Source organism: Caldisericum sp. (assembly GCF_049967455.1).
GTDB classification, from domain to species: domain Bacteria; phylum Caldisericota; class Caldisericia; order Caldisericales; family Caldisericaceae; genus Caldisericum; species Caldisericum exile_A.
Genome location: NZ_JBMFSR010000010.1, coordinates 1 through 12,351, shown reverse-complemented (window position 1 = coordinate 12,351; position 12,351 = coordinate 1). Strand labels below are relative to the sequence as shown.

The 12,351-nt window shown below is 32.4% G+C and carries 10 protein-coding genes; 7 read left to right on the top strand and 3 right to left on the bottom strand.

Annotated elements, in window-relative coordinates; genetic code table 11:
* Window positions 1-82: 82 nt before the first annotated feature.
* The 7 genes from ACP5SP_RS03960 to gmk are packed head-to-tail and all read left to right on the top strand — an operon-like array spanning window position 83 to window position 8,439.
* The gene (locus tag ACP5SP_RS03960) at window positions 83-1,522 is read left to right on the top strand and encodes a hypothetical protein (protein WP_428076066.1); all 1,440 of its coding nucleotides are present in this window, start codon (window positions 83-85) and stop codon (window positions 1,520-1,522) included.
* A gap of 10 nt (window positions 1,523-1,532) precedes the next feature.
* Entirely contained in the window at window positions 1,533-2,546 is a 1,014-nt protein-coding gene (galT, locus tag ACP5SP_RS03955) for a galactose-1-phosphate uridylyltransferase (protein WP_428067025.1), read from the top strand.
* On the top strand, window positions 2,543-3,970 hold the full coding sequence (gene glgA / locus ACP5SP_RS03950; RefSeq protein WP_416084703.1) for a glycogen synthase GlgA: 1,428 nt from the start codon (window positions 2,543-2,545) through the stop codon (window positions 3,968-3,970). The genes galT and glgA overlap by 4 nt, the downstream gene beginning before the upstream one ends.
* Entirely contained in the window at window positions 3,960-5,390 is a 1,431-nt protein-coding gene (locus ACP5SP_RS03945) for a phosphoglucomutase/phosphomannomutase family protein (protein WP_424586672.1), read from the top strand. Before glgA ends, ACP5SP_RS03945 begins: the two co-directional genes overlap by 11 nt.
* Complete coding sequence (locus ACP5SP_RS03940; RefSeq protein WP_424586673.1) at window positions 5,380-6,747, top strand: glucose-6-phosphate isomerase; 1,368 nt, start codon at window positions 5,380-5,382, stop codon at window positions 6,745-6,747. The genes ACP5SP_RS03945 and ACP5SP_RS03940 overlap by 11 nt, the downstream gene beginning before the upstream one ends.
* Before the next feature lie 10 nt (window positions 6,748-6,757).
* Entirely contained in the window at window positions 6,758-7,879 is a 1,122-nt protein-coding gene (locus ACP5SP_RS03935) for a S41 family peptidase (RefSeq protein ID WP_424586674.1), read from the top strand.
* The gene (gene gmk, locus ACP5SP_RS03930) at window positions 7,876-8,439 is read left to right on the top strand and encodes a guanylate kinase (RefSeq protein WP_416084707.1); all 564 of its coding nucleotides are present in this window, start codon (window positions 7,876-7,878) and stop codon (window positions 8,437-8,439) included. The genes ACP5SP_RS03935 and gmk overlap by 4 nt, the downstream gene beginning before the upstream one ends.
* Here gmk and ACP5SP_RS03925 read toward each other — a convergent pair.
* The 3 genes from ACP5SP_RS03925 to polA are packed head-to-tail and all read right to left on the bottom strand — an operon-like array spanning window position 8,384 to window position 12,314.
* Window positions 8,384-9,151 carry a RecB family exonuclease gene (locus ACP5SP_RS03925; protein WP_428076065.1) on the bottom strand — a complete coding sequence of 256 codons (768 nt, stop codon included), beginning with the start codon at window positions 9,149-9,151 and terminating at the stop codon, window positions 8,384-8,386. The genes gmk and ACP5SP_RS03925 overlap by 56 nt on opposite strands.
* On the bottom strand, window positions 9,124-9,726 hold the full coding sequence (coaE, locus tag ACP5SP_RS03920) for a dephospho-CoA kinase (RefSeq protein ID WP_424586676.1): 603 nt from the start codon (window positions 9,724-9,726) through the stop codon (window positions 9,124-9,126). Before coaE ends, ACP5SP_RS03925 begins: the two co-directional genes overlap by 28 nt.
* Entirely contained in the window at window positions 9,723-12,314 is a 2,592-nt protein-coding gene (gene polA / locus ACP5SP_RS03915; protein ID WP_428076064.1) for a DNA polymerase I, read from the bottom strand. The genes coaE and polA overlap by 4 nt, the downstream gene beginning before the upstream one ends.
* Between the last annotated feature and the right edge of the window lie 37 nt (window positions 12,315-12,351).

Below are 12,351 nucleotides of genomic sequence, written 5' to 3'. Positions count from 1 at the left end.
TTACATTTTGTAATAAATGCAATGTTATGTATACTATTATAGTATATTTTTTTAAAAAAAACAAAATAGAACGGAGTTAGAAATGCAAAATAAATTGTTTTTATGGCTTCATATGCACCAACCAGATTATTTAGATTCTTTAACAAACAAAATAATTTTACCTTGGGTTAGAAGGCATTCTTTAAATGGCTATTACTCTGTACCTTCGATGCTTCTTAAGAGTGAGTTCAAAGCCAATATAAATTTCTCTGGCATTCTTATTGAACAAATAAAAAGATATCAAAACGGAGAGAAAGATGTTTATCAAGTTTACGAAGACGCAGATCCTGAAAGTCTGAACCAAAGCGAAATAAACTTTATGTTCAGAAGATTTAGAACCCCTTATTCGTTCAAAAGCAAGCGTTTAGAGTATCTTAGAGAAAAATTTTCTAAAGGTGAAAAATTAACAGCTTCAGAAATACTTGATTTCCAAGTTATTTTTAAGTTATCCGCTTTTGCTCCAATTGACGAAGAAATAATAGAAATGAGAAACAAGAGTTTGCACTTCACAAAACAAGATAAAGAGGTGATAATAAGTCTAGAAAAGAAAATTATCGATAATCTTTTTGTTAAATACAAGGAATTAATTGCAAGAAACCAAATCGAGATAACTTTTACACCTTACTACCATCCGATCATTCCACTTCTTCTCGATTTTAATTCAGCAGTAAAAAGTAAACCAGATGCAAAAGTTCCACTTGTTAAATCTAATTTATTAGAAGATGCAAAAGCACATATTGAGAGATCCTTAAAAATAGGTAAAGAAACATTCGATATTGAGATTAAAGGAATGTGGCCTGCTGAAGGAAGTATATCAGAAGAAGCAGTTCCCTTATTTAAAGAATCCAAAGTTAAATGGATTGGAAGTGACGAAGCACTCGTCAAATCAATTGGTTTAGGACAGGGCATTTACAATTATAAAAATACAATCTTATTTCTAAGAAACCATAGCGTTTCCGATAAAATTGGTTTCATTTATAACAAGATGAAACCAACGGATGCGGTATTAGACCTGAAACATGAACTTGAAAAAAATGGTACTCTTATACTTATACTCGATGGAGAAAACCCTTGGGAATACTTCGAAAATTACGGAATAAACTTTATGGAAGAATTATTTAAATCATTCAATGAAAAAGAAACTCTCCTTGGCAGTGAAGCAATTCCTCTACAAGAGATTGATCATTTTACGCCAGGGTCGTGGATAAATGGTCATTTTGACACATGGATTGGAGATGAGGAAACAAACGCCGCTTGGACTTATCTAATTGAAACTCGAGAATCTGTTAAAAGCGACAAGGCAAACGAATTCATACTAAAGGCAGAAGCAAGTGACCACTTTTGGTGGTATAGTGACTTTCATAAGAAAGAAATTAATTTTGACTTTGACTTTTTATTCAGAGGCCACCTTATAAGGTCTCTTTTAGAGAGTAATAAAGAAGTAAATCCATATTTGTATTATCCAATAAAAAGATTCCCATAAGGAGGTTTAAATGCCAGAACTGAGAAGAGATCCAACAACGGGAAAATGGGTAATTATAGCAACAGAAAGAGCATTAAGGCCAACAGACTTTAAAAGTGAAGAAGAAGCTCTCAAAGGACCAGAGAACTGTCCCTTTTGCGAAGGCCACGAATCAATGACTCCTCCAGAAATTACCTCAATAAGAAAAGAAGGAACAAATCCTAACGAACCCGGTTGGTTTGTGAGAGTTGTTCCAAATAAATTTCCTGCTCTTAAAGTGGAGGGAGAATTAAACCGTCATGGTAAAGGGATTTATGATGTTATGAACGGAATAGGTGCTCATGAAGTAATAATCGAATCAGGTGATCACTTCAAATCTCTCGATACTTTACCGCTTGATCGAGTAGAAAAAGTAATTTGGATGTTTAGAGAAAGAATGCTTGATCTAAGAAAGGACGTAAGGCTCAAATACATCCTTGTTTTTAAGAATAAAGGAAGAAGGGCGGGTGCTTCTTTAGAGCATCCACATTGTCAGCTAATCGCTACACCGGTATTGCCAGATGTTGTAAAGCTTGAACTTGATATGGCATTAAGGTACTATCAATATAAAGAAAGATGCATTTATTGTGATATTGTCGAACAAGAGCTTAATGAAAAAGAAAGGCTAATTGACGAAAACGAGAAGTTCATTTCTATCGTTCCATTTGCTTCTGCAGTCCCCTTTGAAATAATGATTCTTCCAAAGGAACATATTTCTGATTTTGGACAAATTAAAGCAAATGAAATTACAAAACTTGCAGAAATTTTACAAAATTCATTAAAGATGCTTGAAAAAGCAGTTCCAAATGTTCCTTATAACTTTTATATTCACACATCACCCCTGGATAATCTGAATATCTCGTATTACCATTTCCACATTCATATTGTCCCAAGACTTACTCAACTTGCAGGCTTTGAATGGGGATCAGGGTTCTACATTAATCCAATGATCCCAGAACAAGCAGCACAATTTTTAAGAAATACTAAGGAGGAGAAACAATCATGAATATAGGAATAGTCTCAAGTGAAGCAGTTCCATTTTCAAAAACTGGTGGCCTTGCAGATGTTGCAGGAGCCTTATTTAAAGTTCTTACAAACATAGGAGAAACAGTCTACTTATTCACTCCCTATTACAAAAAAACAAAAGAACAATTTAAGCAAATCGAAAAAAGAATCCCTTTTAAAATCAGAATAGATGGTATTGATGTTGAAGGTTTTGCCAATTTAGTCGAATTCTATAAAAACGGATTTGCAGTCCTGATAGAACAAGACCACTTTTTTGATAGAGACAACCTTTATGGAGAAAAAGGAATTGATTATCCAGATAACGCAATAAGATTTGGATTTTTTGATAAAGCTGTTCTTGAAATAATTAAGGTGTTAGAACTGAAAATTGATGTTTTACACTTAAATGATTGGCAAACAGGACTTATACCAATGTTTGTAAAAGATAAGGGGTTGCCATATAAGACACTCTACACTATACACAATCTTGCTTATCAAGGAAACTTTGACAAAGAAGTATTAAGGTCTTTAGAAATTGATGATAAATATTTCTCAATTGACGGTTTAGAATTTTATGGCAAGGTAAGTTTTATGAAAGCTGGTATTGTTTTTGCAGATAAAATAAGCACAGTAAGCCCAACTTACGCAAAAGAAATACTCACAGAGGAATTTGGCGAAAGAATGGAGGGAATTTTAAGGACAAGAAAGAACGATCTTGTGGGAATTCTAAATGGTATTGATTATGAAATATGGAATCCACAAAATGACCCTCTCATTTATAGAAATTTTGACGTCGAAAACATAAATAATAAAAAAGATAATAAAAAGAGATTTGTAGAGGAATTTGGGTTAAAAAATGCTAACGCACCACTTTTTGGAATGGTTTCAAGAATTGCTTCGCAAAAGGGGTTAGATATTCTTTCAGAATCCCTGAAAGAAATATTAAACGAAGACCTTAATGTCGTAATTTTAGGAACTGGCGAGAAACCTCTTGAGGAAAAATTAAAAACATTGAGCGATTTGTATCCTGAAAAATTCAAACTGTTTTTAACATTTGACGAAGCACTGGCCCACAAAATATATGCTTCATCAGATTTTTTCCTTATGCCATCTAAGTATGAACCCTGTGGACTTGGCCAAATGATAGCTCAGAGATATGGAACGCTTCCCCTTGTCCATGAAGTTGGCGGATTAAAAGATACTGTTGACAATTATTCAGAAATAACTCAATGTGGAAATGGCTTTTCATTCGAGGAGTATTCAAGTGATGAGCTTACTTTAACGATTAAGAGAGCACTCTTGATTTTCAAAAATGAGAGCTTATTACTAAAATTAATTAGGATTGGTATGAGTTGTAACTTTTCGTGGGAGCAATCTGCAAAAAAATATTTAGAAATTTATAAGGAGTTAAGAAATGCCAATTAAATTTGGTACATCAGGATGGAGAGGAATAATTGCAGATGATTTTACATTTGAAAATGTAAGATTAGCTTCAACAGCTATCGCTAATTATCTTAAAGAAATTGATGCTAAGTCTATCGTTGTTGGCTATGATACACGTTTTATGTCAGAGGACTTTGCCAAATCTGTGGCATCAGTTATTGCTGCACACGGAATAAATGTCCATTTTTCTCAATACGATATTCCAACACCAGTTGTCGCTTTTGAAATTTTAGATAAGAAGGCTTCCGGAGGAATAAACATAACAGCTTCTCACAATGATTATATGTACAATGGGCTTAAATTTTCAAATAAAACAGGGGGACCTGCTCTTCCGGAGGAAACAAAAAGGATTGAAGAAATAATTAACCAAATCAAAGAAAACAAGGAAAAAATTTTGTCTATTGAATTCAATGAAGCAGTTTCCAAGGGTATAATATCCATTTTCGATAAAACAAATTACTTCGAAAATTTAAAAAAACTTGTCGATTTCGAAAAAATTAAAGAGAGACATCTTAAAGTTGTCTATGAGCCATTCTTTGGAACAGGGAGAAGGTTTTTGCCACCTTTAGTCAAAGATATAACGGATTTTGAGATGATACATGGTGAACGTGATCCACTTTTTGGAAAACTTCATCCAGAACCAATAGAAGAAAATCTTAAACAACTAAAAGAAGCAGTTCTTAACCAAAGAGCAAATGTCGGACTCTCAACAGATGGAGACGCCGACCGATTTGGATTTATCGATTCGGATGGAAGTTTTATTTCGCCCAATATTATTCTTTCTATAATATACTACTATTTACTTGATGTAAGACAACTCAAAGGAAACGTTGTTAGGACTATTTCAACAACAACACTACTTGATAGGATTGCAAAAGCTTACGGATTTGAAGCAATTGTAACTCCTGTTGGCTTTAAATACATAGGTGAAGCGCTCTTTGAGAAAAGAGCAATTTTTGGTGGAGAGGAAAGCGGTGGAGCTTCTATCCAAGGATGGCTACAAGAAAAGGATGGTATATTCGTTAATACGCTCGTACTCGAGATAATCTCTCATTATAAAAAAAGCCTTAGAGAATTAAGAAACAAGTTGTTTGAAAAATTTGGTGCCGTATACAACAAAAGAATAGATTTTTCTTTTTCAAAAGAATTGCAAGGTAAGATTATGAACCTTCTAAAAAGCTATATACTTCAAAACAAAGATTTTCTTTCTATAAAAAATATAAATGAACTCGATGGTTTACAAATATCACTTGAAGATGGCAGCACAATTCTTTTTAGACTCTCTGGAACAGAGCCAAAGACTAGGATTTATCTTGAAGCATATTCAGAAGAAAAATTAGACGAATTATCAAATTTTGCAATTCAAATCTTTAATAAGGCAGGTGGACTAAGTGAAAATTGATTTTACAAATATTTTTTCAGAAAACATTGGTGAGCATGGAGTTAACAGAAATGAAATTTTTAAAAAGGTAGAATTGATAAAGAGTGTCAAAAAAAGAATAATAGACAAAATTAACGACGATTTTTATCCTCTAACCCTTCCAGATGAAATGCTTAAGGAAGTTTACGAAATTAACAATTATGCATCTTACATAAGAGAAAAATTTGATAATCTCGTAGTTATTGGAATGGGTGGATCAATTCTTGGAAATGAACTCCTACATTATTCAGTTAATGGTATTTATTCGAACTTTGTAAAACCTAAAAAAGTTTATTTTATTGATAATATTGATCCTGAGACAAACCTCACATTAATACAAACTCTTGATCTCAAAAAGACTTTTTTTAATATTATAACAAAATCTGGATCAACAAGTGAAACGCTACTCAATCTACTTCTACTTGTTGACATTCTCAAAAAAGAAGGACTTAATCCTAAAGAACATTTCCTCTTTACAACGGACCCAGAAAAAGGACTACTTAGAAAACTTTCAAATGAGCTTGAAATTAAGACTTACCCAATTCATCCAAAAGTTGGAGGGAGGTATTCAGTTTTATCGCACGTTGGCCTATTTTCTGCAGCCTTTGAGGAGATTAATATTGAAAAACTCCTACTTGGTGCAAAAGAAAGAAAAGAAAAATTTTTAAACAAAGAGCCTATTGAAAATAGTGAAATGTTATTTGCTTTAACCCAATACAAATTCTTTAAAGAAAAAGATGTTAATATAAATGTAATATTCTCGTATTCAGATGGTCTTGAATATTTGGGCAAATTTTATGAGCAACTGCTTGCAGAAAGTATCGGTAAAAAATTCTCACGAGATGGAAAAGAAATATATGCAGGAATTACACCTGTTGTTGCAAGAGGACCATATCATCAACACTCAACGCTTCAGCTTTTCATGGAAGGACCTTACGACAAGCTGATAATCTTTGTTGTTCCAAAAAAGTTCAGAAAGGATGCTGATATTTACAATAGCCTTGGATATTTAGAGTTAGATTTCTTAACCGGAAAACATTATTCAGAATTGCTTTTAAACGAATACATTGCAACAAAAATGGCACTCACTCAAAATGGAAGACCAAACGTTTCGATTGAAATTGAGAAAATAGATGAGGAAAATCTTGGTCGTTTAATTTACTTTATGGAACTTGAAGTACTTGCGCTTGGGGAGCTTTTAAACATAAACCCGATCGATCAACCATCAGTTGAAATAGGTAAGAGATTTACCCATGCATTGATGGGAGACAAAAATTACTCTGAATACCTTAAAACACTTGAAAAATTAGAAAATGTTGATAAACTAATCCTTGATTAAGGAGACTCTAATGAAGAGAAACATTATACTTATAGTAATTTTGCTTATAATGATTTCATTTATTGCAGGTTATTTTGTAGGTTTTAGATATCCCCTTGGAGTTAGTCAAACAGGCTCTCATATACTCTTAACAAGAACAGCTGATTATCTTCTTTCAAATTTCTACAAGCCAATAACTGAAGACGAACTTATAAAGGGGATGGTTAATTCTTTAAACGATCCATACACTGTATTTATGAATCCTGAAGAAACAAAGGCACTACAAGAAGAAGTAAAAGGGGAATATGCAGGAATTGGAGTTGTAATAAATAAAAACGAAAAATTAAATTATCCAGAAATTGTAACCGTTTTTAAGGGTTCACCAGCTGAAAAAAGTGGGTTATTGGAAGGAGATATCATATTGGAAGTTGATGGAGTGTCAACATTTGGATTAACTTTGGATGAGGTTGCCTCCAAAGTAAAGGGCAAAATAGGAACACAGGTTGTCTTGAAAATTAAGAGAGACAGTAAAGAATTAACTTTTAATGTAACAAGAGAAAAAATAAACATACCATTAACTGACACACGATATTACGAAAATGGCAAAATTGGTTACTTAAAGATTTTTATGTTCTCAGAGGGAGCAAGCAATGATGTCAAGAAAGCACTTGATGAATTCAAACAAAAAAATGTACGGGGAATTATATTAGATTTAAGAGGCAATCCAGGGGGACTTTTATCTGAATGCGAAAATATAGCAAGCCAATTAATCCCAAGCGGTGTATTATTATATACAAAGGATAGAAGCGGAAAACTAACTCCAATTACAGTAAATGGGAAAAAACTCAATATTCCAATGGTTGTCCTTGTGGATCAAGGGACTGCAAGTGCTTCGGAAATTCTTACTGGGGCACTCAAATACTATAAAGTCGCAAAAGTTATAGGCGAAAAAACTTTTGGAAAGGGTGTTATACAGCAGATTTTTCCTCTTCCTCAATCATACTCAATCAAGATAACAGTTGAAGAATATCTTCTCCCCGATAAAACAAGTATTAACGGGAAAGGTATAACTCCAGATATTGAAATAAATAATAATCCAAACACAAAGGAAGACGAACAATTAAATAAAGCATTAGAACTTTTGAAGCCATGATTATAGTTATTTCTGGCCCATCTGGTGTTGGTAAAAATGCTGTAACAAAGGAACTTGTTAAGCTTGACACACGTTTTGAGATTGCTGTTACATGCACAACAAGACATCCGAGAGAAAATGAGATTAACGGTATTGATTACTATTTTGTTGATGAAGAAACTTTTAAAAAAATGATTGATGAAGGCAAACTTGCTGAATACTCAATAGTGCATGGGAATTTATATGGAATTCCTCAAATGTATATTGATTTAGGACTAAGTAACAAGAAAGATGTTATATTCCAAATTGATGTTCAGGGAGCAAAAAAGATAAAAAATAAGTACGAAGAAGCACTTTTGATATTTCTAATGCCGCCAAGTATTGAAGTTTTACTTGAAAGACTCAACAAAAGAGGAACAGAAAACCTTTCGGAAATAGAAAAAAGAACAAAACGAGCAAAAGAAGAAATGGAAGAAAGATACCTATACGATTATGTGGTTGTAAATGATGTTTTGGATAGCACTGTTAAAGAGATTTACGAGATAATTGTACAAGAGCGTAAGCTTCGCAACGGTCTTTAAACTCACAAGTACTACAGCTTTTATTTACATTTGGTTGAAAATATCCTTTATGTATATTTTCAACAATTTCCCCAATTCTCTTTTTACTTTTTTCAATAAGATAAGACCCGACTTCAAAATTGACTTTCTTCCCTTTCCTTAAATAATGAAAGCTAATTTCTTTTATATTTTTCCCATATTTATAGTCACCTGCAATCTTATAAATAACTGGTTGCAAAATTTCATCTTCTCTGAATGAATCAGAAAGAAAACTGTTTGTCTTATAATCAATTATTATAAAATCTTTGTTAACCTTATCAACTCTATCAAGACGTCCTTTCAAGTCCAAGCCTAAAAATGGTATTGAGAACTCACTCTCAACCTCAAAGGCAGGTTCAAATCCAAAAATATTTTCCCTATAATAAGCAATAAGGATTTCTTTTGCTTTGTTTTTTGCACTTAACTCTTCTTGAACATTTTTATACCCAGCGCTTATCCAATGCTTATCAAGAAGTTCTAAAAGATATTTATACGGATCCTTTTTAAGAACTTTGAAGTTTTCCTCTGGACTATAGAATTTCTCAAGCACTTTGTGAATGGAATTTCCAAAACTAAAATAAGGTTTTATTTCTGTCTCTAAATTATCTACATAAATAAATTTATATCTTAACGGGCACTTAATGTATGTAGAAATTTTTGAATAACTTAAGTAGAACTTTTCACTCTTTCCCATAACTCTAAAACTTTATTTCGTAACTCATTAAAGTCACCGCTATTATCTATAACTACATTAGCTCGCTTTATTTTCTCTTCTATTGGCATTTGTGAACTCACTCTTTCTAAAGCTAATTCTTTATCTATATTTTCCCTTTCCATTAATCTTCTTACCTGAAGCTCTTTGGGCGTATAAACAACCCATACCTCATCTACGAACCTATCCCAATTTGCCTCAATAAGAATAGCTGCATCAACAATAACTACATCAAAACCTTTTCTCTTTGCCTTTTCTAACTCTTCTAAAAGCCTCTCAGTCATTACGGGAATCATAATACTATTCAATTTCTCAAGCATATTTTTATTGCTGAAGACAATTTTTCCTAGTGCACGTCTGTCAAGCATATTTCCGTTTTGAAATACACTATCTCCAAAAGTCTCTCTAATTTTATCCAATACACCTCTGTAATTCAAATTTTGAATTTCCTTAGCAATATCATCCATATCAATAATTTTAGCTCCCAGATCTTTTAAGATATTTGAAACTGAACTCTTCCCAGAAGCTATATTTCCAGTTAGTCCAATTACTTTCAAGATCTAGCCTCCCCAAGATTTTTGCCATAGGCGATGTCAACTTCAAGAGGAACAGCAAGTTTGTATATGTTTTCCATCGCATCTTTTATCAAGGGTAGCTTTTCTTGAAGAAAATCCGCTTCAGTTTCAAAAACAAGTTCATCATGAATTTGAAGCAAAATTTTAATATCATCTATCTTATTTACTATTTCGACCATTGCAAGTTTTATTATATCTGCAGCACTCCCCTGAATAGGACTATTGATAGCGATTCTTCGTGCGCTCTCCCTTATTACTCCATTTTTATCATCAAGTCCTCTAATAAAACGCCTTCTACCAAAGATAGTTCGAGTTTCTCCTTTTTCCCTTGCAAGAGTTATCTCTCTTTCTATGTATTCTTTAACCATTGGATATCTCTTAAAATAAAGTTCAATATATTCTTTTGCTTCTTCTTTTGAAATACCTACTTGCTTTGCAAGTCCGTAAGGAGAGATTCCATAAATGATGCCAAAATTTATAGCTTTAGCGAAATTGCGTTTTTCTTTTGTAACTTCATCCTCTTTTAAGTTAAAAATTTCCATTGCTGTTCTTTTATGGATATCTTCCTTATTTAAGAATGATTCTATGAGATTTTTATCCTGCGATAAGTGTGCAAGTATTCGTAATTCTATCTGAGAATAATCAGCACTTACAAGGACTTTTTTTTCTCCATGAGCTACAAATCCTTTTTGAATCTTTATTCCCCATTCATCTTTCACTGGTAAGTTCTGTAGATTTGGATTTGTGCTTCTTAATCTACCAGTTGACGTTCCAATTTGATGATATATTGTATGCAATCGACCAGTTTCTTTTGAAACAAGATGTGGAATTGGATCAATATAAGTATTCTTTAATTTAACAAGATGTCTATATTCAATTATAAGAGGAATTATAGGATGCGATCCACTTATCTCTAACAAAACATTACTACCGGTTCCGCCTGAATAACCTTTTGGCAATTCAAGGCCCAAGACTTCATACAAAACTGATGAAAGCTGCTTAGAAGATAAAATATTAAAAGATATACCTGCTAGTTTATAAATTTTCTGTTCAAGCTCTTCAATATGCTTTTCTATTTCTTCCTTTAATTTTTTGAAATACTCTACATCGACTTCAATACCTACTTTTTCCATTTCATAAAGGACCCTCGCTAAGGGTAATTCAATGCGAGTAAATACAAATTCCAAATTTTCTTTTTTAAGATACTCCAAAATATCAGTTCCGTGTGTCTTTAAGAAGTTTATTTCATCTTCTAAATTCGTTATTGGACTATCAATGTTTAGATAACTCTTAAAATTTTTAATCGAAAAGTCTTCTTGGTCTGGATCTATAAGATATAAAGCAAGAGTTGAGTCAAGAACTACATTTCTAAGAGGTGTTTCAGTATAATCTGCAACTTTGTAAAGCATTTTCAAATTGTTTGTGTACTTTTCTACATTTTCATTTGAGAGAACTTCTTTTAAAAGTGGAAGATTACGATGGTCAAGGAAAAGATTATTTTCAAAATCAAACTCATAATTAAAATTTTTATAATTGAGAACAACTTTTTCTATTTTTTTCTCGAAAGATATCACATATAAAACCGCTCTCTCGACAAAGCTATTTCTATTTTCAATCCTTAAAGCGGTAGAACTTGATTTATCTTCGGAGTCCACATTAGAACCATTATTCTTATCAATACTTTTAAACAGCGAATCAGCATCTCCATTTTCTTCTTGAAATTGAAAACCTAATTCCTTTATTAGCGAATTAAATTCAAATTTTTTTAATACTTTATAAGCTTTTTCCGTTTTAAAATCAGGCACTTTTAACTCTTCAAGCCTAAACTCAATTGGCACATCTTTAACAAGCATACATAATGATTTATTTCTAAGTATCTTTTCTTCTTCTCCATTTAAATGAAACCTTTCAACTATTTCTTCATTCTTTATTATATTTTCAACACTTTTAAATTCACTTATAAGTTTTGATGCAGTTTTTTCTCCGATTCCCTTAACTCCCTCAATATTATCTGAAACATCACCTAAGAGAGCTTTATAATCAACGAGATGAACAGGTTCAAAGCCAAACTCCTTAATAAATTTTTCCTCGTCATATACCTCAATTTTTGTAACACCTTTTCTTGTAACAAGCAATTTAACGTTCTTTTGAATAAGCTGTGCAAGATCAAAGTCAGAGGATAATATTAAAATTTCAAGATCGGTTCCTTTCAATTTTTCTACAAAAGTTGCAATGATATCATCTGCCTCAAAGCCATCAAGTTCAAAATATCTTATGTTAAGTGCAATAAGCACCTCTTTTAATACATCAAACTGAAGTGATAACTCATCAGGCATTTTTGGTCTCTGAGACTTATACTCCTTATATTCGATATGTCTAAATGTAGGGGCTTTCTTATCAAAAGCAACTGCAAGATAGTTAGGTTTTTCGTCTTTAAGAATCCTCAAGAGCATCCTAAGAAACCCATATACAGCAGACGTTGGAATACCAGTTGAAGTTGAAAACTTAGGCAAGGCAAAGTAAGCCCTAAAAATTATACTGCTACCATCGACAAGGATTATTTTCTCCATTTTAGATATTATACATTTTTTTGATATAATTAAAAAG

Coding starts and splice junctions, on each gene's coding strand:
- ACP5SP_RS03960 (WP_428076066.1), top strand. CDS start 83: ATGCAAAATAAATTGTTTTTATGGCTTCATATGCACCAACCAGATTAT.
- galT (WP_428067025.1), top strand. CDS start 1,533: ATGCCAGAACTGAGAAGAGATCCAACAACGGGAAAATGGGTAATTATA.
- glgA (WP_416084703.1), top strand. CDS start 2,543: ATGAATATAGGAATAGTCTCAAGTGAAGCAGTTCCATTTTCAAAAACT.
- ACP5SP_RS03945 (WP_424586672.1), top strand. CDS start 3,960: ATGCCAATTAAATTTGGTACATCAGGATGGAGAGGAATAATTGCAGAT.
- ACP5SP_RS03935 (WP_424586674.1), top strand. CDS start 6,758: ATGAAGAGAAACATTATACTTATAGTAATTTTGCTTATAATGATTTCA.
- gmk (WP_416084707.1), top strand. CDS start 7,876: ATGATTATAGTTATTTCTGGCCCATCTGGTGTTGGTAAAAATGCTGTA.
- ACP5SP_RS03925 (WP_428076065.1), bottom strand. CDS start 9,151: ATGGGAAAGAGTGAAAAGTTCTACTTAAGTTATTCAAAAATTTCTACA.
- polA (WP_428076064.1), bottom strand. CDS start 12,314: ATGGAGAAAATAATCCTTGTCGATGGTAGCAGTATAATTTTTAGGGCT.